The sequence below is a fragment of the Streptomyces sp. NPDC020742 genome, assembly GCF_040641675.1.
Lineage (GTDB): Bacteria > Actinomycetota > Actinomycetes > Streptomycetales > Streptomycetaceae > Streptomyces.
This window is the reverse complement of record NZ_JBFAEA010000008.1, coordinates 222,476-242,925: the sequence shown is the minus strand read 5'-3', so window position 1 is coordinate 242,925 and position 20,450 is coordinate 222,476. Positions and strand designations below refer to the sequence as shown.

General features: G+C 71.0%; 19 protein-coding genes and 1 pseudogene. 9 read left to right on the top strand and 11 right to left on the bottom strand.

Going from position 1 to position 20,450, the window contains the following annotated elements:
- Positions 1-60 precede the first annotated feature (60 nt).
- Complete coding sequence (locus AB0G84_RS17370) at positions 61-378, bottom strand: cupin domain-containing protein (protein ID WP_361320963.1); 318 nt, start codon at positions 376-378, stop codon at positions 61-63.
- A 49-nt stretch (positions 379-427) separates the two neighbouring features.
- Here AB0G84_RS17370 and AB0G84_RS17365 point away from each other — a divergent pair, with 49 nt between their 5' ends.
- The 5 genes from AB0G84_RS17365 (at position 428) to AB0G84_RS17345 (ending at position 4,318) form a co-directional block, all read left to right on the top strand.
- Positions 428-805, top strand: coding sequence for a phage holin family protein (locus AB0G84_RS17365; protein ID WP_361320961.1), 378 nt, complete (start codon positions 428-430; stop codon positions 803-805).
- Between the two features lie 3 nt (positions 806-808).
- Positions 809-1,477, top strand: a complete 669-nt coding sequence (locus tag AB0G84_RS17360; RefSeq protein WP_361320959.1) for a low molecular weight protein-tyrosine-phosphatase — start codon at positions 809-811, stop codon at positions 1,475-1,477.
- Complete coding sequence (locus AB0G84_RS17355; protein WP_361320957.1) at positions 1,474-2,613, top strand: cystathionine gamma-lyase; 1,140 nt, start codon at positions 1,474-1,476, stop codon at positions 2,611-2,613. The genes AB0G84_RS17360 and AB0G84_RS17355 overlap by 4 nt, the downstream gene beginning before the upstream one ends.
- Positions 2,614-2,893: 280 nt before the next feature.
- The gene (locus tag AB0G84_RS17350; protein WP_361320955.1) at positions 2,894-3,790 is read left to right on the top strand and encodes a LysR family transcriptional regulator; all 897 of its coding nucleotides are present in this window, start codon (positions 2,894-2,896) and stop codon (positions 3,788-3,790) included.
- A 48-nt stretch (positions 3,791-3,838) separates the two neighbouring features.
- Positions 3,839-4,318: an NUDIX hydrolase gene (locus tag AB0G84_RS17345; RefSeq protein ID WP_361320953.1), complete on the top strand. Its 480-nt coding sequence runs from the start codon at positions 3,839-3,841 to the stop codon at positions 4,316-4,318.
- A 135-nt stretch (positions 4,319-4,453) separates the two neighbouring features.
- On the opposite strand, the gene AB0G84_RS17340 is transcribed toward AB0G84_RS17345, so the two are convergent.
- The 5 genes and pseudogenes from AB0G84_RS17340 to AB0G84_RS17320 form a co-directional block, all read right to left on the bottom strand.
- Positions 4,454-5,359, bottom strand: a complete 906-nt coding sequence (locus tag AB0G84_RS17340) for a pyridoxamine 5'-phosphate oxidase family protein (RefSeq protein ID WP_361320951.1) — start codon at positions 5,357-5,359, stop codon at positions 4,454-4,456.
- A 49-nt stretch (positions 5,360-5,408) separates the two neighbouring features.
- Complete coding sequence (locus AB0G84_RS17335) at positions 5,409-7,439, bottom strand: globin domain-containing protein (protein WP_361320949.1); 2,031 nt, start codon at positions 7,437-7,439, stop codon at positions 5,409-5,411.
- A gap of 448 nt (positions 7,440-7,887) precedes the next feature.
- Complete coding sequence (locus tag AB0G84_RS17330; protein ID WP_361320947.1) at positions 7,888-8,523, bottom strand: HAD-IB family phosphatase; 636 nt, start codon at positions 8,521-8,523, stop codon at positions 7,888-7,890.
- Between the two features lie 340 nt (positions 8,524-8,863).
- Positions 8,864-9,273 (bottom strand): annotated as a pseudogene (locus AB0G84_RS17325) (heme-binding protein).
- 180 nt (positions 9,274-9,453) lie between these two features.
- A complete protein-coding gene (locus AB0G84_RS17320) occupies positions 9,454-10,716 on the bottom strand; it encodes an MFS transporter (protein ID WP_361320945.1) in 1,263 nt (420 codons plus the stop codon).
- 132 nt (positions 10,717-10,848) lie between these two features.
- Here AB0G84_RS17320 and AB0G84_RS17315 point away from each other — a divergent pair, with 132 nt between their 5' ends.
- Together AB0G84_RS17315 and AB0G84_RS17310 are read left to right on the top strand one after the other, a co-directional pair.
- Positions 10,849-11,385 carry a MarR family transcriptional regulator gene (locus AB0G84_RS17315; protein ID WP_361320943.1) on the top strand — a complete coding sequence of 179 codons (537 nt, stop codon included), beginning with the start codon at positions 10,849-10,851 and terminating at the stop codon, positions 11,383-11,385.
- Between the two features lie 168 nt (positions 11,386-11,553).
- The gene (locus tag AB0G84_RS17310) at positions 11,554-12,006 is read left to right on the top strand and encodes a GNAT family N-acetyltransferase (RefSeq protein WP_361320941.1); all 453 of its coding nucleotides are present in this window, start codon (positions 11,554-11,556) and stop codon (positions 12,004-12,006) included.
- Between the two features lie 138 nt (positions 12,007-12,144).
- Here the strand turns inward: AB0G84_RS17310 and AB0G84_RS17305 are convergent, their stop codons facing one another.
- The 5 genes from AB0G84_RS17305 to AB0G84_RS17285 all read right to left on the bottom strand — a co-directional run bounded on the left by AB0G84_RS17305 (position 12,145) and on the right by AB0G84_RS17285 (position 18,363).
- On the bottom strand, positions 12,145-12,903 hold the full coding sequence (locus AB0G84_RS17305) for a helix-turn-helix domain-containing protein (RefSeq protein ID WP_361320939.1): 759 nt from the start codon (positions 12,901-12,903) through the stop codon (positions 12,145-12,147).
- A gap of 684 nt (positions 12,904-13,587) precedes the next feature.
- A complete protein-coding gene (locus AB0G84_RS17300; protein ID WP_361320937.1) occupies positions 13,588-14,733 on the bottom strand; it encodes an aminotransferase class V-fold PLP-dependent enzyme in 1,146 nt (381 codons plus the stop codon).
- A gap of 113 nt (positions 14,734-14,846) precedes the next feature.
- A complete protein-coding gene (locus tag AB0G84_RS17295; RefSeq protein ID WP_361320935.1) occupies positions 14,847-16,316 on the bottom strand; it encodes a serine hydrolase domain-containing protein in 1,470 nt (489 codons plus the stop codon).
- A gap of 98 nt (positions 16,317-16,414) precedes the next feature.
- Positions 16,415-17,131 (bottom strand): hypothetical protein, encoded by a 717-nt coding sequence (locus tag AB0G84_RS17290; RefSeq protein ID WP_361320933.1) that lies wholly within the window; start codon positions 17,129-17,131, stop codon positions 16,415-16,417.
- A gap of 23 nt (positions 17,132-17,154) precedes the next feature.
- A complete protein-coding gene (locus AB0G84_RS17285; RefSeq protein ID WP_361320931.1) occupies positions 17,155-18,363 on the bottom strand; it encodes a MerR family transcriptional regulator in 1,209 nt (402 codons plus the stop codon).
- 111 nt (positions 18,364-18,474) lie between these two features.
- Between AB0G84_RS17285 and AB0G84_RS17280 the strand changes: the two genes are divergently transcribed.
- Together AB0G84_RS17280 and AB0G84_RS17275 are read left to right on the top strand one after the other, a co-directional pair.
- A complete protein-coding gene (locus AB0G84_RS17280) occupies positions 18,475-19,323 on the top strand; it encodes a MerR family transcriptional regulator (RefSeq protein ID WP_361320929.1) in 849 nt (282 codons plus the stop codon).
- A 171-nt stretch (positions 19,324-19,494) separates the two neighbouring features.
- The gene (locus AB0G84_RS17275; RefSeq protein ID WP_361320927.1) at positions 19,495-20,382 is read left to right on the top strand and encodes a DUF2268 domain-containing putative Zn-dependent protease; all 888 of its coding nucleotides are present in this window, start codon (positions 19,495-19,497) and stop codon (positions 20,380-20,382) included.
- Positions 20,383-20,450: the final 68 nt, after the last annotated feature.

Sequence of the window (20,450 nt, the reverse complement as noted above, 5' to 3'; positions counted from 1 at the left end):
GGGGCTCCGCAGCCCCGGCCCTTCCCTGACCCTTCCCCTACGGGTTGCGGGCCGCGGCCCCTAGCTCTCAGGAGGAGAGAAGACCACCATGACCCGGAGGTCCTCGCTGATGTGGTGGAACTTGTGGGGCACCCCGGCCGGCACATAGACCACGCTGCCGCGCGCCACCGGCTCCGTCTCCGTCCCGACCGTGATCGCCCCCCGGCCGCTGACCACGAGGTACACCTCGTCCTGGGCGTGCGGCTGCTGTGGATCGACGCTTCCGGCGTCCAGCGCGTACAGCCCGACCGACATGTTGCGCTCCCTGATGAACTGCAGGTACGCACCGTCGTTCGCGGCCCGCTCTGCTTCCAGTTCATCCAGTCTGAAAGCCTTCATGCCGTTCGCACCCCTCAATGAATTCAGACTCGTCTGCGACGATCTCACCATGAAGCATTTTCTGGTCAAGACGATCGCCAACGCCGCGGCGCTTGCCGTGGCCATCTGGCTGCTCAAGGACATCACGCTGACCGGTGAGAACACCGGCCGCAAGATACTCACGCTGGTACTGGTCGCGCTGATCTTCGGGCTGGTGAACTTCCTGGTCAAGCCCCTGGTGAAGCTGCTGTCCTTCCCCCTGTTCATCCTCACGCTCGGCCTGATCACCCTGGTGGTGAACGCGCTGATGCTGCTACTGACCTCCTGGCTCGCCGGCAAGGCGGACCTCTCCTTCCATGTGAACGGCTTCTGGTCCGCACTGGTCGGCGGCGTGATCATTTCGATCGTCTCCTGGGCGATGCATGTGGTCCTTCCCGATGAGGACTGACCGTTGATCACGCCCTTCCGCATCTGCTTCGTCTGCACCGGGAACATCTGCCGGTCGCCGATGGCGGAGTCCGTCTTCCGCGCTCACCTCGCGGAAGACGGGCTCGGCGGCCTGGTCGAGGTGGACAGCGCGGGCACCGGCGGCTGGCACGAGGGCGAGGGAGCCGACCCCCGCACGGTCACCGTGCTAAGGACACATGGCTACGAATCCACCCATACTGCCCGCCAGTTCCATGCGTCCTGGTTCGGCCACCTCGACCTGGTCATCGCGCTCGACTCCGGCCACCTGCGCGCACTTCGACGGATGGCCCCCACCCGCCAGGACGCCGCCAAGGTGCACCTGCTGCGCTCGTACGCAACAGGCACAGCGGATGCATCGGACATAACGGATAGACCGGACACGATAGATGTCGTGGACTCCTTGGGCTCCTTGGACTTTTTGGACTCCGTGGATGCCATGGACGAACTCGACGTGCCCGATCCCTACTACGGGGACCTGACGGACTTCGAGGCGTGCCTGGAGATGGTCGAGAGCGCGAGCGAGGGCCTGCTGACGGCGGTCCGCACCGAGGTCGCGGCCCGTGCCGTGACCCCCGCCCGGGTACCCGAGCACGACCGGGACCACCACCGGGCGCCCGCCCTGGAGCGCCCACAGGGCAAGGAGGGCGCATGACGGGCGATGGCACCCGCGCCGTACGGGCCGGACTTCCGGAACCGGTGGCCCATGAACCGGCGCTCCCCGGGCCGGTGTTCGCGGCGCACTTCCACCTTCCCGGGGACGCCGTCGGCCCGTACACCTACGGCCGGGACGGCAATCCGACCTGGACCCGTCTGGAAGAGGCGATCGGTGCGCTCGAGTCGCCGGAGGAGAGCGTCCACACCGTCGCCTTCGCCTCCGGCATGGCGGCGATCAGCGCGGTGCTCTTCTCCCAACTGCGCTCCGGCGACGCGGTGGTGCTGCCCAGCGACGGCTACCAGCTGCTGCCGGCGGTCCGCACCCGGCTGGAGAGCTACGGCATCGAGGTCCGCACGGCGCCGACCGCACACGAGGCCCAGCTCGATGTGCTGGACGGCGCCCGACTGCTCTGGATCGAGACGCCCTCCAACCCCGGTCTCGATGTCTGCGACATCCGGCGGCTGGCCGATGCCGCGCACCGGGGCGGCACCCTGGTGGCCGTGGACAACACCCTCGCCACCCCGCTCGGCCAGCGCCCGCTCGACCTCGGAGCGGACTTCTCGGTGGCCAGCGGCACCAAGGCGCTGACCGGCCACGGCGATGTACTGCTGGGGTACGTCAGCACCCGCGACGGCGCGCTGGCGGACTCCGTACGACTGTGGCGGAAGACCGTGGGTGCGATCCCCGGACCTATGGAGAGCTGGCTCGCCCACCGCTCCCTGGCCACCCTCGCGCTGCGCGTCCGCCAGCAGTCCGCGGGTGCCCTGGCGCTCGCCACCGCTCTGGCCGAACGCCCCGAGGTCACCGGCCTGCGCCACCCTGGGCTGCCGTCCGACCCGTCGTACGTGTGCGCCGCCCGGCAGATGCGGCCGGGCCGGTTCGGATCCGTGGTGTCCTTCGCCCTGCCGGACAAGGCCCATGCCGAGCGCTTCCTGTCCGCACTGACCCTCGTCGACGACGCCACCAGCTTCGGTGGCGTACGGTCCAGCGCCGAACGGCGGGCCCGCTGGGGCGGGGACGCCGTACCCGAAGGCTTCATCCGCTTCTCGGTCGGCATCGAGGAACCGGAGGACCTGGTCGCGGACGTCCTCCGCGCGCTGGACACCGCCGCGGAACAGACCACCGCCGACTGACCGGACGAACGGCCGGACGCAACTGGCCAGATGAAGTGGCCAGATGAAGTGCCCCGACGAACTGGCCGGCAGGGTATCCCCCCTCGTCACCCTGCCGGCCGCGGCTCGGTGGGGCGCGCACCCATGTTTCACGTGAAACCGGCAGTTTCACGTGGAACGAACCGCTCGAACAAGGCTAGTTGACTGAGCGTCAGTGTCCAATCACGCTAGCGGCACAGCCCTATCGACAAATTTATCGCTGGCCCGCGACCAGGCTTCCGAGTGGCACAGGAGGTACGCGATGGATCTGGCTCTGCTGCGCACCTTCGTCACCGTGCACCGGGCCGGCTCCTTCACCCGCGCCGCCGCCCTGCTCGGCCTCTCCCAACCCGCGGTGACCAGCCAGATCCGCGCGCTGGAACGCCAGTTGGGCCGTCCGCTCTTCCTCCGCTGCGCCCGTGGTGTCACCCCCACCACCCTCGGCGATGAACTCGCCCACAAGGTCGCACCCCATCTGGACGCCCTCACCGCGATCACCGAACCCGGCCTCGACCGGGACTCCGTCACCCGCACCCTCCACCTCGCCGGCCCTCCGGAGTTCCTGACCGAACGGGCGCTCCCCGCACTGACCGCGCTGCTCACCCAGGGCCTGTCCCTACGCGCCTCCTTCGGGCCCGCCGACGACCTGCTGGCCGGCCTGGCCGCCGGCCATCACGATCTGACCGTCACCACCACCCGGCCCCGCGGGGGGCTGCTCACCGCCACCCCGTTGTGCGACGAGGAGCATGTGCTGATCGCCGCCCCGTGCTGGGCGGACGAGCTGGGCGGCCCCGCGGAGTTGCAGGCCGGCGGGGTCCGGGTGCTTGACCCCGTGCCGGTCGTCGAGGTGCATGAGAGCCTCCCGCTGATCACCCGCTACTGGTCCGCGGTCTTCGACGCCAAGCCCGCGGCCTCCGCCGCCGTGATCGCGGCCGACCTCCGGGCGGTGCTGTCCTGCGTCACGGCCGGCGCCGGGCTCGCCGTACTGCCGCGCTACCTGTGCGCCGACGCGCTGAACTACGGTGAGGTCGTCGCCCTGCTCGACCCGCCCGTGCCGCCACTGCGCACGTACTTCCTAGCCGTACGGACCGGGACGCTCGGTCTGCCGCACATCGCGCGGGCGCATGACTGGTTGCTGCGCTCCGCCGTCGGCTGGTGACCCAGAGACAGGGGTTTCGCCAGTCCGTATGTGCGGCATCTGTCGACTATGACCGTACGGCCAGTCGTGAAACGCACCGCCCGCGCGATTCTGCTCGACGGCGAGGATCTCGTTCTGATCAAGCGCACCAAGCCGGGCCGGGCCCCGTACTGGATCACCCCCGGTGGCGGCGTCGAGCCCGAGGACGCCACCGTGATCGACGCCCTCCACCGCGAACTGGACGAAGAACTCGGCGCCAAGGTCAAGGACGTGGTGCCGGTCTTCGTCGACACCGTCGAGCACTTCAGCGACGGCGGGGTGGACGGCGTCAAGGTCCAGCACTTCTTCGTCTGCCGGCTCGACACCATGGATCCCGCCCGCCGGCACGGCCCCGAGGTCGAGGAGCCCTGCGGGCACTACGAGATCGTGCGGGTGCCCTTCACCCGGGTGGGCATCGCCTCGGTCGAGGTGGTTCCGCTGTCCCTGCGGCACTACCTGGACGGCAACATCGAGGGCGTACGGGCGATGCACGCACCCGACCTGGGCTGAGCGACCCGACCGGGTCGAACAAACCGAACCGGGCGGATCCCGCATCCTCGGCCGCGACCGGCGTCCACCGGGTCGCCGCGCCGGGCCTGGCAGCCGGCTGGGTCAGCTGCCACCCGGGCCTGGCAGCGGTCCGGGTCAGCCGTCGCGCCGGTCGAACCACCCGCGGAACGCGGGCTCGTCCTCCGCCGACCGCCGGGGCTGGGCACGTGCCAGCACCCGCTCGACCCGGTCGAGGAACTCCGCGTTCAGCTCCTCCACGAAGTCGTCCCGGCGCGGGACACGGTGCCGGGCGCCGGGCGCCGCGCCGGCCCCTGGGCCCGGGAGTTCTCCGCCGGACGCCTCCTCCGGCCCGTCCGCCGTGTCCTCGTGCAGCCCGCCCCGAAGGTGCTCGTTCCCGCGCTCCGTGCGGCGGAAGGGCGGCCGTTCGCCCGCCTCGGCCGCCGCCCCGAAGAAGTCCCCGCCCTTCCGCTTGACGTCGTCCGTCCCCCAGGCCCGCGCCCCGCGCTGCTGTGCCGGGACCTTTTGCAGGTGGGGGATGTGCTTGGCGCAGTGGATGTACGCCTCCTCGACGTCGACGGTGACCCACAGCTGGGCCCGCCGGCCGGGCACCGGATCGACCGGCAGACCGGGGTGGCTGGCCCGCATGTCCTCGTCCATCACGACCCGCGCCCGTCCGTTGATGTGCAGCCCGATGCGGTCGCGGGTGAAGTCGATCAGCATCATGCCCAGCCGCGGGTTCTCCGAGATGTTGCCGACGGACGCCATGACACCGTTGCCACGGTATTCCGGATACGCCAGGGTCCGGTCGTCGAGCACCTGGATGAACCCGGGTGGCCCGGCCCGGAACGTCGAGTCGCACTCGCCGTGCCGGTCCGCGGTAGCCAGGAAGAACATCTCCTGCCGGGCCACGAACTCCTGCATACGGGCGTTGAGGTGGTCCAGCACCTGCTCGCCGTAGAAGCGGTCGGCGCGCTCGGTCGTCCCGAGACGCTGCTGCACCAAGTGCTCGCCGTCGCTCCCTGGACGCTCCTGCCGGGGCATGACCCACCCCTCCCCTGTCGGCCCGTGTTCGCCTTGTGCTGCCACGACCTCACGCTCCTGCCGCGACCAGCTCTTCGATGGAGTCGTGCCGAATGCGGTTGGTCGGGATGCCGACCCCCACCAACGCGTCCACGCCGCTGCGGATCAACCCGGGCGGCCCGGAGAGATAGGCGTCGTACTCCCGGAACGGGCCGTACTGTCGCACGGCATCCGGAAGTTGGCCGGTCTCGCTGCTGGTCCCGCCGCGGATCGCCGGTCCGCTGGCGACGACCGGGCGGACCGAGAGCCACTGGTGGCTCTGCTCCAGGCGCAGCATGGTGTCGAGGTCGTAGAGGTCGTGATCAGTGCGGGCACCGTAGAAGACGTCGACGGGACGCCGGACGCCGTGCTCCGCCACATCCTCGATCAGTGCCTTGATCGGCGCGATTCCGGTGCCTCCGCCGACGCACAGCAGACCGTTGCGGGTGGTGTGGTCGACGGTCATCGAACCGGCCGGCGCACCGAGCCGGATGACATCACCGGGCCGGGCCCGGTGCACCATCGCATTGGAGACCCAACCGGCCGGGACCGCCTTCACATGGAACGAGAGCAGTCCGTCCGAACGCGGCGCCGAGGCGAACGAATAATGCCGCCACACCCGCGGCCACCAGGGCGTCTCGATGCTGGTGTACTGCCCGGCGAGGAACGGATAGGGCTGGTCGGGGCGGACCGTCACCACCGCGATGTCGGGGGTGCGCAGTTCGTGCGAGACCACCTCGGCCTGCCACCAGGCGGGCGCTCGGGCCTCGTCCGCGGCGGCCGCGTCGATCATGATCTGCGAGATCGCGGTGTAGGCGCGCACCCATGCGGCCTCGGTCTCCGGGCTCCAGGCGGTGGTGGCATAGCGGGCGAGGGCGTTGAGCAGGCACTCGCCAACCGCGGGGTAGTGGTCGGGCTGGGTGCCGTACTTACGGTGCCCACGGCCGAGATTCGCCAGGTAGGCGCCGAGCACCTCGGCGTCGTCGACGTGCTGGGCCGCGGTCAGCAGCGCCTTGAAGAGCCGGTCGCGCTGGGTGTCCATCGACGCGGGGAAGAGCGCCCGCAGATCGGGGTGCTGGACGAACAGCAGCGCATAGAAGTACGAGGTCACCTTGTCGGCGACCGGCTCGATCTCGGCCATGGTGCGCCGGATGAGCACCGCGTCGGGCGAGGCGGGTGTGGCGGAGGAGGCCGCGGCTTCCAACGCCTCGAGGGAGGGCTCCGCGGCGGGTGCGGCAGGCCGCTTGTTGGGGGCGAAGGAGGAGGCGGCCGGGGGCGCCGCCTCGGCGGGCGGCGGAGGGGCGGGGGCAGCGGGCGCCATTGGTGCGGCGGGAGCGGTGGGAGCGGTGGGAGCCGTCGGTGCGGCAGGAGCAGCGGGTGCGGCGCCGGGAGCAGCGGGAGCCATGCCGGGAAGCGTGCCGGGCGCCGCGGCGTTGTGTGCGGCTTCGTGCCGGGGCTCGGGCTCCCGGCCCCGGGCGTACTCACGCTCCCATACGGGCTGCTGCCGGGCCGTCTCCGGCTCCCGCTCCTGGGCGGGCTCGGGCTCGTGGCGCGGCGGCGTGTACGGGGTGAACGGGTCGCTGTAGCCGGGTGCCGGGGCGGGGGCGGGCGGCTGAGCGGAGGCCACCGGGGCGACCGGTGCTGTAGGGGGCACGGCGGCAGCCGGTGCTACGGGGGCTGCCGGCGCTGCGGGGCGAGGGGCTGTCTCATGGTGCCGCTGGGGAGCCTGCGGCTGCTCGGTCCCACGACCGCGCGCTGCGGCATTGCCTACCGGGCGGATGGGGTTGACCGGCCGGCTGGGTATCTGCTGCTGCCCCCGACCGCCCTGTTCGCTCCATTCGCCCTGTTCGTTCCACCCGGGGCCTCTGTGAGCATCGGGGTCGCGCGGTTCACCCGGGTCGTCCTGTTCGGCCCGGCCGTCCTGGTCCTGCCGGCCCTGAGCGTGATGCCCTTCCTGCTGATCACTGGAGGACTTCTTCGCCGGCGGAGTGAACCAACCCCAATCGCCACTGCTGCCGCCAGAAGAGCCGTTATCGGCCGACGTGGTGGTCGGAGCGTCCATGGTTGCCTCGCCTCGAACGTCTTTCGGTTGACTTCGCACTTCCGTGGAACGGAACTGCCCGCAATTCCCCCGTCCTGCCCCGGAATTCTTAATCGAGTCAAGCGATCCCGGCAACACCCTCTAAAGCGGACATATCTCACTTCCTTGCGGCAATGCGGAGCAGATGCGGCATCAGCACCATGCCACCCCTGCCATCACAACGGACAAACAGTCGGAAGTCCGGGTGTCACGGGCCGCTTCACCGCTAGGCTGGCGAGCTTGGCCCGCCCTACGCGACCCACGGAAGCCCTCACCGCCGCCAAGTCGGACTCGACCATACCGGCAGTAGTTGAAACCACAAGACCTGATCTTGGAACACTCCGTGCGGCCCCTCCGATAACAGTGATCCTCCCCACAGAGTGCATTTTCGGCGGATAGAGCGGACGATTCTCCAGAGGAATGTCCTTAATTACCGGCCAGTACGGACCAGTTCGTATGCCACTCGCAGATCGCGCCCCGCATACGCATACGAAGCCAGGTCACTGACATGGTGATCCGCATTCACGGCCACCGATTGGGGCACCACGGTGAACAGTTCGGCGTCCGACATCGAGTCGCCGTACGCCACACAGTCGGCCCTGGTCAGCCCGTACTGCACACAGAGTTCATCCGCGATCCGCACCTTCGCCGCGGACGAGAGCACGCCGGCCGGCGCCACCGGACCCCGGAGCGGAACGCTGGGCCAGCGAGAACCGTGAGCGGTGTCAACACCCCAGGCCAAAAGCCGCTCAACGAAGAAAGAGGGCGAAAGGGAGATCACCGCACAGCGCTCACCGCGGGCCCGGATATCCGCCCAGACCTCCTGAATTCCGGACAGCCATGGTGCACCCTCGAAGGCCGCCGCCACATGAACGTCGGTCAACTCGGCGGCCCAGAGGTCGCATGCCAGCTGTGCGTACTGCGGCGGCGTCAGCTCCCGCGCCGTGAACCGCCGCTCCAGCTCGGCGATCTCCCGCTCCAGCCCGAGCTGCCGGGAGATCTCGATCGCGGCCGCGGACCCGTAGAGCAGAGTCCCGTCCATGTCGAACAGATGCAGCTTGCTCATGCCCCGGAGCCTAGGACGTCACCCCCGGTTCGGCACCGACGGGGCAGGGGTTCAGGTGCAAGTAGGCCGAAGTGGGGACGGGTGGGGTGGTTGGGGAGATAGAGGTCTTTGGGGCAGCTGATGTTGTTGGGGCGCTTGGGGTACTTGGGGTGCTTCGGATGAGAGTGGCGGTGGAGATCTGAGGGCAGTCGGCGCGAGTGCGGCAGGTCGGCAGACCGGCGTGAGGAAGGCGTCGCGGCAGGAACGCATCACGACGGCAAGGAGGGCGCCACCGCCCGCTGACGGAGCGGCGCCGCCGAGGCGACGGACGGCGCCGTACGGACGGAGAGCCTGACTGTCGTCAGGCCAGGCCGGCTTCTGCCCGTGCCGTCACCGCAATCTCGTGGTCCTGCACGGGTGCACCACCACCGACGCCGATAGCGTCGATCAGCCTGCCGTCCCGGTGGAGCGGCAGCCCGCCCGCGAGGAAGAGCAGCGGCCGGTCCAGTGCCGTGGGCAGCGTGTGGAAGAGGCCCTCGGGCCGTACGAGGTCGATGAGGTCGGCGGTCGGCGGTCGGCGGTCGGCGGTCGGCGGTCGGCGGTCGGCGCATCCAACTGCAGTGCCGTAGAGGCCTTGCGGGTGCTGGTCTCGCCGGATATCAGCACCACCCCGTCCTCCCGTCGGAAGCCCAGCAGATGACCACCCGCGTCCAGCACGGTGATGCTGCCCCGCACGCCAAGACTGTCGGCGGCCCGTACGGCGGCCTCGATGAGCCCCTCTCCTTCACCGGTGGTGAGGGGACGGACCGTCGGGACGACAGCGGTTTCGGGGGCCGGTGAAGACGTCGGCGATGAGGGTGCGGTGGCAGCGGGGCGGGTTGTGGACGTGGAGGAGGAGGTGGCATCGGGGCGGAGGGAGTGCGGCCGGGGTCGACCTCGAGGCCGGTGTCGTCAGCTCTGGCCCGCCGGCACGGGCTCATCGGCGAGCGTGCTGCTGCCGGCGCCGCCGGTGACCACGGTTCCGCCGGTGACCACAGTTCCGCCGGTGACCACAGTTCCGCCGGTGGCCGGCCGGCGCCGCTCCAGGGCACAGGCGAATATCGCGACACCGAGCGCCGCCACGGTCATCAGCGCACCGACCCAGTTGGTGGCGGTGTACCCGAGACCCGCAGAGATGACGATCCCGCCGAGCCAAGCGGCCAGTGCGTTGCCGAAGTTGAACGCCGCGATATTTCCGGCCGAGGCGAGGGTGGGGGCGGCGGCAGCCTGGTCCATCACCCGCTTCTGCAGCGGCGGCACGGTCGCGAACCCGAAGCTGCCGATCAGTCCGATGGTGACGGTCGCCGCGATCTTGTTGTGCGCGGTGAAGGTGAACACGGCCAGCGAGAGCGCCAGACCGGTCATCGACACGAACAACATGGGCATCATGGCGCGGTCGGTGAAGCGGCCGGAGACCAGGTTTCCGCCCACCATGCCGAGGCCGAAGACGGCCGTCAGCCAGATGACCGACGACGGCGCGAAGCCGGTGACCTCGGTCATCATCGAGGCGAGATAGGTGACCGCCGCGAAGACACCGCCGAAGCCGAGGACCGTCATCAACATCGCCAGGCCGACCTGCGGATTGCGGAAGACCGCCAGTTCCCTGCCGATGGGGGAGGCCGCCTTCGCGCGCTGCGCCGGGACCAGCCTGACGATGCCGAGCAGTCCGATCACCCCGAGTGCGGTGATGGCGTAGAAGGTCATCCGCCAGCCGAACTGCTGGCTGAGCATCGTGCCGGCCGGTACGCCCACGACGTTGGCGACGGTCAGGCCGCTGAACATCAGCGAGATGGCGGTGGCGCGCTTCTGCGGTGCGACCAGGTCGGCGGCCACCAGCGCCCCGATACCGAAGAAGGCACCGTGCGTGAACGCGGCGACGATCCGGCCGGCCAACATGATCCAGAAGTTCGGCGCGAGCCCCGTGAGCAGGTTGCCCACGATGAACAGGCCCATCAGCAGCATCAGCATCTGCTTGCGGGTGAAGCGCGTGCCGAGCGTGGTCATCAGGGGAGCGCCGACGACCACACCGAGGGCGTAGAGCGTGGTCGCGTATCCGGCGAGCGGGATGGAGATGCCGAAGCCGTCCGCCATGTCGGGCAGCAGGCCCATGACCGCGAACTCGGTCGTTCCGATCCCAAAGGCACCGATGGCCAGAGCCAGGAGTGCGAGCGGCATGACGGATCCCTTCGAATGATTGCGCCAGTCCTTTACGAGCGTTCACAATAATTGCAGACGCCGATTAATTGCAAGCGCCGTATATTTCGAACGTGGCCTATCCTGGTCGTGCGCCCCTTGAGGAGGTCTTCGATGACGCAGCAGACGCGCGAGCAGCAGGAAAGCCGGGAGCGGGCGGCGTCCCAGGAGGCGGCAGCGGCGACCCCCGGTTGCACCCCGGCGACGGCCCCCACGCTGGCGCAAGGCTGGTGCGCGCTCTCCGCCCTGCACGGCCGCATCGAGTCGCACATCGAGCGCGCGCTGCAGGCCCAGCACGACCTCAGCGTCCGCGAGTACTCGGTCCTCAACGTGCTCAGCGAGCAGCACGACGGACCGGGCGGGCACCTGCGGATGCACCAGGTAGCGGACTCCGTCGTCCTCAGCCAGAGCGCCACCACCCGCCTGGTGACCCGGCTGGAGGAGCGCAGGCTGCTGGCGCGCTACCTGTGCCCCGACGACCGGCGCGGCATCTACACCGACGTCACGCCCGAGGGTCTCGCGCTCCTGGTGGAGGCCCGGCCCACCCACGACGGCGCGCTCCGTAAGGCGCTCCAGGAGGCCGCCCAGCGCCCGGAGCTGGCGCCGCTGGTCACCGCGGTCGAGACGCTCGCACCGCCGGCCGATCACTGAAGGCCGTTACTGAAGGCCGTTACTGAGGGCCGATTGCTGACGGCCGGCCGTCAGCGTCCGGCGTCGAGGTACGGCCGTACGGGAGGAGACGGGGTCGGGCGCCGCGGCATGGACACCGGCCCGTTGTCGGCCCGCCGCCCCGCCATGACACGCCATAGGGTCGCGGCCATGAGCGATCTCGAGATTCGCCGCGCCACCGAAGCCGATCTGTCCGCCATCGTCGCGATGCTCGCCGACGACCCGCTGGGCGCCACCCGCGAGTCGCCCGACGACCTCACGCCGTACCGCGCCGCGTACGAGACGATGGCCGCCGACCCTCAGCAGCACCTGATGGTCGCGGTGCGGGCGGGCCAGACGATCGGCACCCTCCAGCTCACAGTGATCCCCGGACTGTCCCGGCGCGGCGCCACCCGCTCGATCATCGAGGGCGTCCGGATCCACCGTGACGAGCGGGGCAGCGGCCTCGGCAGCCGGCTCATCGAGTGGGCGGTCGAGGAGTCCCGCGCGCTCGGCTGCCAGATGGTGCAGCTCACCTCCGATGCCACCCGGGTCGATGCGCACCGCTTCTATGAGCGCCTCGGGTTCGAGGCCTCCCACCTGGGCTTCAAGCTGATGCTCTGACACGGCCGGCAGCACACCATCGGGGCGGGCCCACGGCCGGGGAGGCATCCACGGTCGCAGGCGACCCCACGCCCGGGCTGCCCCGCGGGTCCCACGCCCGGGCCCCGGCGAGCCCCGGTCCACTCTTGCGGGCCGGCCTCACGCCCGCCGCGTGCGAGCCCGCTCCCGGTGGGCCTTCTGCCGACAGGCACCCCCGCAGTAGCGCGCACGACGCCCCGTGCGGGCCGCCACGAGGGCCGCACCGCACACCGCGCACCGCCATTCGTTACGATTTCCGCGCTCCGGAGGAAGTTTCGTTACGTCCGGCGTGGCCCGCAGTGCATCACACATCAACGCCGTCATTCGCTCCGGAGCCTGGGCCTCCGGACTCGCCGCCTGCCGAGCCCGTTCCATCGAAAGGCAGCCCACCAGCAGCGCCCTGAGGTCCGTTATCCCGACGTCCCGCCGTACGGCGCCTGCCTGTTGGGCCCTGATCAGCAGGGCTTCCAGCGCCTCGTCGAAGTCCTTCCCCACACCCGGGGACGGCGTGAAGCGCCCTGCGCCGGCCGCCTCCAGCGCGTCGCACAGCGCCTTGTTCCGCGACACCAGCCGCACCACCGAGGACAGGAAGCGAAAGAAGACCCCACCGGGATCCTCGGCATCCACCAAGTCCCTTGCGGTATCGGTGAAGAGTTCGATCCGATCCACGATCGCCGCCCTAAACAGGGCTTCCTTGGAAGGGAAATGGCGGTAGACGGTTCCCGCCCCGACCCCGGCCCGGCGTGCGATCTCCCCGAGGGGGACGCCCAACCCCTGTTCCTCGAAGGCGAATCGGGCCGCCTGGAGCACCAGTGCCCGGTTGCGCCGGGCATCGGCACGCGCGGCCGGCGCACCCCGCACGACACCACCGTCCGACATCACCGGACCTCCTGAGGGACATCGACATCCACGTGGAGCGCTCCGCGATCAAGCGGGTCGTCCATTCCGATTCTAGAGGAGGCTCTGAGCAAGATCGTTAAAGGCTCGGCGATCGCTTGCAGCGGCGCGCGCCGGGACGGCCGGATGCGTCAGCCGATAGGCAGCTCCCCCGAAGCGCACCCGGCCACCGCGTCGACCACCTCGATCGGACGGCAGTGGAGGCGCGGGCGACAGACAGCGGACGGGGCGTGGGGGACACCGGGCGGGTGCAAGCGGCGGCCGACGGGCGCGAGCGACAACCGCCGAGAGTGAGCCGACCCCGGACGCCGGATGCCTCACGCCGACACAGAGTTGAAGAGCGACGCCCAGCAGAGCGACAGGAATTCAGGAAATAAGGCCAAAGCAGCAAAAACAACAGGGAGGAAAGCAACAGAACGGGGCAATACGCAGGCTGTCCCTGGTCTCGCTGCTCCGCCACTGGGCCGCATCTGTCCGGACGAGGCGGTTGCCGCCCCCGGCGTACTCCTCAGAGGCCCAGACCCACCCCCGACAGCGCCTCAACTGGGGCGCGCACAGGTCCGTTTCACGTGAAACACAGCGCCGCTCGCCCCACCCAACACACCTTCACGCACACACAAAAAGGGCCGTGTTTCACGTGAAACACGGCCCCCTGAGCGGCAGGACTCAGTCAGCGACCACCGCATCCCAGGCCGAGCCCGCGGCCACCGCCGCGCCCTCGGCATCCACGGACACACCGAGCGCGTTCAGCCCGCCCGCCAGCGCCCTCAGCGACGCCGTCACCACGGCCCGGTCAGCAGCGCGGCCGTAGTGGTTCACCCGGATCATCTCCTTCGCCAGTGCCCCCGCCGCGGCCTGCACCGGCACCGCGGCATCCACCCTGAGGGCGGCGGTCACGATCTCGCGGGCGTCCACTCCCTCGGGAGCCCGGAGCGTCGTTGCGGCCGGCGCCGCGTCCTCGTCCCGCACGACATACGGCGCGAGCCCGCCGAGCTCCCGTACCCCGGCCCGGGTGGCCGCAGCCGCGGCGCGGTGACGGGTGATGACCGCGTCCAGGCCCTCGGCCTCGATCCGGTCCGCGGCCTGCTCCAGGGCAAGCATCTCCACCTGCGCCGGAGCGTGTGGAAGGGCGGTGCGTCCACCATCGATCCAGCGCTCCTTCCAGTCCAGGAGCGAGAGGTAGGAACGCCGCGGCGCCTGCTCATTGGCAGCGATCCGCTCCCATGCACGAGCGCTGACCGACGCCACGGACACCCCGGCGGGTCCGGCCATCGCCTTCTGCCCGCCGATCACACAGAGGTCCACGCCCCACTCGTCGGTGAGCAGCGGCTCGGCACCCACCGACGCGACCGCGTCCAGCATCAGCAGCGCGCCGTGCTCCCGCACCACCGCGCCGATCTCTGCGACGGGGTTGGTGTTGCCGGTGGCCGCCTCGGCGTGCACCAGGCTGACGAAGTCGATCTCGGGGTGCTCCCGCAGCGCCTCCGCCACCTGCTGCGGGGCGACCGCACCGGTGAACGGCGCGCTGAGGTTGATCACCTCGGCCCCGCAGGACCGCAGCCAGCCGCCGAAGGTCTCGCCGTACGGCCCGGTGATGATGTTGAGCGCGGTGCTGCCGGGCCGCACGGCCGAGCGGATACAGGCTTCCAACGGCAGCAGCGCCTCGCCCTGCATCGCCACCACATCGCACCGGGTGCGCATCAGCGCGGCCACCTTGTCCTCGATCCGCGCGAAGTGAGACGCCGTGAGCGGCGGCAGGTCGAGCAGGGCGGGGACAGCGGAGTTTGCGGTCGGGTCGGACACGGCAGTCACCAGGGCCTTCCAGCGGTAGCGAGCCGCCTCGGCGCGGCTCCTGACGTCGGGCCCGACTGTACGTGCGACCGCTGTGCCCACGCCGTACGGGCCCAGTGTCGCCCGTCCCGGGCTCAGGACCGCCAGCCGCCCGGGTCCACCCCGCCGGGTACCGGAGCCGACGGCTCGTAGGGCCCGCGGGTGAACACGAAGGTGCCCAGGTCCAGATGGCTCACCGCACCGTCCCGGTCCCGCACCACCCGCAGCGTCTCGCCCGCGTAGTAGCCGTCCAGCCCGGTCCAGGTGCCGTCCTCCTCTGCTCGGAAGCGCGCGGCCCGCCCCGTTCCGGAGAGCGGTGCGAGCTCCAGTGCGCGCTCCGCGTGCAACCGCACCACATGCGGGTTCGCGCCCCAGTACCAGGGCCCGGTCAGCGCCAGCAGCTCCGGATCCAGCGGTCCACTCAGTGGGCGCCAGGGCTCGGGGATCCGGGGCTCGTGCTCGATCACGATCCCGGTGAGGTCGGCGGCGATGGCCGGAACCACCGGCCCCGACGTGCAGTTGGCGAGCACGATGCCGGCCACGTCCTCCTCGGCATCGGCCCACAGCGCCGCCAGGAACCCGGGCATCGAACCGCTGTGCCCGAACAGCGTCCGACCGCCCCGCCGTACGAGCTGGAGGCCCAGCCCGTAGCCGCCCTCCCCCGCGGCTCCCTCCGGCGGTACGGCAGGCGTCCGCATCTCGGCCAGGGTCGCCGCGTCCAGTACGCGCTGATCGCCCCGCACCAGGAACGCAGCCCACCGGCACAGGTCCTCCAGCGTCGACCACAACTGCCCCGCGGGGCCCATCAGCCCGGTGTCCTGCGCCGGTTCCGGAAGCAGCACATCGGCCCACGGATGCACCGCCCAGCCGCTCGCATGCGGCGGCTCCGGCCGCAGCGTCGTACGGTGCATGCCCAGGGGCTCCAGCACCTCGCGGCGCAGCACCTCGGCCCACGGCATACCGCCCCGCAGCCGTTCGACCAGCGCGCCGAGCAACGCATAGCCCGGGTTGGAGTAGTGGTGCCGCCGGCCCGCGGGCAGCCGCTGCGGCGACTCGCCGAACAGATCGGCCGGCTCGGGCCGCAGCCCGCCCGGGGTCCGCTCCCACCACGGGCCACGCGTCTCCGCGGCCAGCCCCGAACTGTGGGCGAGCAGCTGAGCGACCGTGGCATCCGGCACCGGAGTGCCCTCCAGATGCGTACCGAGCGGGTCCTCCAGCCTCAGCAGCCCCTCGTCCCGCAGCCTCATCACCAGCACGGCGACAAAGGTCTTGGTGAGGGACCCGATCCGGTACTGCACATCGGCGTGCGCGGCCTCCTCCTCGGCGGCACTCCGGGCGCCGGTCCATACCGCTCGCCCCTCACGGACCACCCCGCCCACCATCGAGGGCGCCCGTCCCTCGGCCTGCCCGGCAGCCAGCCGGTGCAGCAACGCCCGCCGCGTCTGGGGCAGCAGCTCGGCCGCACCTCCGGACGTCCCGGACGTCCCGGACGGCGGCGGCGTACGGACGGCCGGCTCGGGGACGTGCGCCCCGTCGTGGGACCCCTCGGAGTGGGTGGTGGTCATGGCGCTCCTCAACGGCAGTTCCGACACGGCAGATCAGACGGACAGCTTCGCCCCTCCTGCCCAGCCCCAGCCAGCCCGCTATGACGCGAAAGACGTCCCTAGTTGCCGGCACCCAGCGCCGCCGCGCCGATCACCGTCTCCAGCGCGGCCTGCTCGTCGTCCGGCAGCCACCGCGCCGCATGGACCATGTGCAGCGCCGAACGCAGTCGTGTGCGGTCCTGGTCGGTGCCGAGGTATCCGAGGTAGGCCGGGAGCGTCAGCCCCAGCGCCTTGAGATCGGCCCGCGCGCACCAGCGGGAAAACAGCTCCCGGAGGCGTGCGTCGAGCTCCTCTTCGAGGGGTTGGGGCAGCGCGTCCACACCGGTGGCACCACCTTCCCCGTACGTGTCCCCGGCCGCCGCCCCCGTGCGGCGCAGGCCCTCCACGATCGCGAAACGGTTCCAGTCGCCGTACTGTCCCTCGGAGGCATCGGCCACTCGCTGCGCCGCACGCACGAAGTACGTATGGGCCGGTGCGGGTTGGCCGAGCTGCTGATGGGCGTGCGCCATATTCACGTACAGCGAGGGATAGAAGGCCTGCACCCGCGCGTCCCCCACCCGGTCGGCGCGGTCCAGGCACTCCCTGTTCCAGCGCAGCGTCTCCTCGGGTGTGAGCTGCTGCCGTGCGAGGTAGTGCGCGGCGATGCATGCCTCATAGTCGTCGGCGGCGGCCTCCCAGGCGCGCTGGAAGAGTTCGAGCGCCCTCTCCGCTCTCCCCTCCGCTTCGGCCTGCATGCCCGCCACGCACAACCGCACCACGGGCAGGTCCGGGTCCACGGTCCCGCTCCCCTCCTCAGCCCTCACCGGCCGCCCCCGGGTCCCGCTCCGTGCACGGGCATCACCAGCGTCGTGAAGCTTCCCTGGTCCGCGGACCGGACCACGACGGGGCGGTCCGCCGCAGCCGCTTCCAGCAGCACATCGGGCCCCACGCCTGCCTCCAGCGCGGGCACCAGGACCGCCGGGTCGAACAAGATCGGAAGCCAGGGCCCGGTGCGGACCGCCCCCAGTCGGACCGCCGCACGTCCGCCGCCGGACACCTCCACGGCGTCTTCGGCCGCAGCGCCGGCCGCTGTTTCACGTGAAACAAGGCGCCCGCCCGGCCCGTTCGACCGCTCTTGGCCCGGGGCGGTACCCCCCGCGACGAGCGACAACGACACCGCCCCCGCCCGCCCGGCCACCGCATCCCGCAGCCCCACCCGGTCGACGATGACCCGGTGCCGTCCGGCCTCCATCCCCTCCAGCATCAGCCGGTAGTCCGGAAACGCCGCGGCGGAGACACCGCCGTCCTGCCCCTCACCCGCGCCCTCCAGCACCGTGCGGCAGTCCCCCTCGCTCCACAGCCGGAGCCCGGTTTCGTCCCCTGCATACTCCACATCGACCGCCGCCCGCCGTACGGCCCACTCCGCCAGGCTCCGAGCGGCGTCCGCGCCGATGAGCAGACGCCGATGGCCGCCCTCGCACTCCATCGGCCGCAGCACCCGCACCGCCAGCCGGTAGCGGTCGGTGGCCACCAACCGCACCTCGCCCGCACCGAGTTCGAGCAGCACCCCGCCCAACACGGGGAACTCCTCCCGGGCCGCCCCGGTCGCCGCGGCGGGCACCACCTGCCGTACCGCGCTGGCGAGTTCGGCGCCACCCACCCGCGCCCGGCTGCCGCCGTGCCCCGGCTCGGCGTCCGCCCCCGCCAGAAAGCGCTCCACCACGTCCCGTGCCTGGTCCACGGTCCGCCGCAGCCGCGCCAGATGAGCCCGAAGGACGTCCTGTGCGGCCTGCTCGGTCCCGTCGAGCACCACCGCGACATCCACCAGCGGCAACCCCGCCTGCCGCAACCGCCGCAGCCGCACCGCCCGCGCGGCCTGCCCCGCCCCATAGCGCCGGTACCCCGTCACGGCGTCCACCCTGGCCGGTCGCAGCACCCCGCAGTCGTCGTAGAACCGCAGGGCGCTCGGCGTCATCCCCACCCGCCGCGCAAAGGCGCCGATGCTCAACAGGTCTTCACTGTCGTCCATGCCGGCGATTGTGGAGTTTCAAGAAGCCTGAAGGTCAATCTCCACAGCGCCGATCGCCCCGCCCCCGTAAGCACCAGGCCCGGATCCCGCCCCGTGAGCGACACTGACCCGATGACGCGTGATGCCCACGAGCAGGACCCGACGCGCACCGGGGAGGGCGCCGAACCGCTCGATCCCGACGGCCTGACCGTCGGCCGGACGGCGGCGCTCGTCGGGGTCAGCGTGAAGACGCTGCACCACTGGGACGGCATCGGCCTGGTACACCCGAGCGAGCGCACCTGGGCCGGGTACCGGGTGTACTCGGGCGAGGACATCGCCCGGCTCCACCGGGTCCTGGTCTACCGGGAACTCGGGCTTCCGCTCGCCGAGATCGGCCGGATCCTCGACGATCCGCACGCCGATGCCCGCGGCCACCTGCGCCGGCAGCGGTCCCAGCTCGTCGAGCGCATCTCCCGCCTGCAGAAGATGGTCGGCGCGGTCGACCGGATGTTGGAGGCCTCGACCACGGGGATGCAGCTGACCCCGGAGGAGCAGATCGAGATCTTCGGCACCGACTGGCAGCCCGCCTGGGTCGAGGAGGCCGAGGACCGCTGGGGCGACACCGCGCAGTGGGCCCAGTACGCCGAACGGGCCGCCGGGACAACGCCGGAGGGCTGGAAGGAGATCGCGGCCGCAACCGACGCGCTGAACGCCGACCTCGCCGCTGCGCAGCGCACCGGCGTCGCACCCGGCTCCGATGCAGCGAACGCCCTCGCGGAACGGCACCGCGCACTGATCTCACGGTACTTCGACTGCACCCACGCGATGCAGGCGTGCCTCGGGCGGATGTTCACCGACGACCCCCGGTTCGCCGGGTACTTCGACGCGATCGCGCCGGAGCTGGCCTCCTGGCTGCGCGAAGTGATCTTCGCCAACGCCAAGGCGCACGGCGTCGACCCGGAATCCGCGCGATGGGAGTGAGCACACCATGAGCGGACCACCGGTGTACGACGGCCGAACGCCTCGGTCCTGAACGGCAGTTCCGGGCAGGGGTCCCGGCAACCCCGGTACCGCCGCGCGCACGAACGCCTCCCTACGGTCTCCCCTGCGCGGCTTGACCCTCCTGCAACAGGAGGCCCTACGGTCCGAGCCATGAAGATCGTGGTTCACGACACGGCGTCCGCCATGCTCGACCTCCTCCAGCGACCGCTGGCAGAGCGGCCCGACGCCCTACGAGAGATACTCCGACCGCTCCAGACCGTGATGTCCACGGTGGGCGACGTCGACCTGGTCGAGATGCACCACAGGGGCAGTGGCTTCCGCACCGACCGTGAGGACCCCCGGTACCTGTCCGCCGTGCGCCAGATGCAGGACGCGGGCGTATGGAGCCGGATCGAGGACTCGCTCACCGCCGCGTGGGAGCGGATCAGCGGGTCGGTGCCCGGCATCGGGCACGCCGAAACCGTGCACGTGGTGCTGGTGCTCGGCGACCCCGACGACGACCACCTGACGGTGCGCAGCGCCGGCTACTTCGGCATGGGCGGCTTCCCCGGAGCCATCCACCTACTGATGTGGCCCACCGGGACGAGCCTGCAGAAGATCGGCCATGCCGCCGCGCACGAGCTGCACCACAACGTGCGCTACGCGAACGTGGCCTGGAACCCGATGACCGTCACGGTGGGGGAGCACGTCGTCGCCGAGGGCCTGGCCGAGGCGTTCGTGCGGGAGCTGGACGGCGAGCAGGCCATGGGCCCGTGGTCGCAGACGCTGACCGGCGCCGCGCTGGACGACGCCTACCGAAGGATCACCACCGACATCGACCTGGCCGGGATGCAGCACCTGACGCCGTACGTCCTGGGCGATGGCACCGCGCGGCGGATGGGCCAGCAGCCCGTGGGGCTGCCGGACTTCGCCGGGTACGCGGTGGGGCTGCGGATCGTGGACGCCCACCTGAAGGCCTCCGGTCTGACCGCCGCGCAGAGCACCGCCCTGCCGGCGCGCGAGATCCTCGCCAACGCCGGTGTGCCGACCCGCGCATGACCGTTCCGGTGCTCCGGTGGGACGGCACGGGACCCGAGCCCGCCGGAGCAGGCCGCGCCCGGACCCAC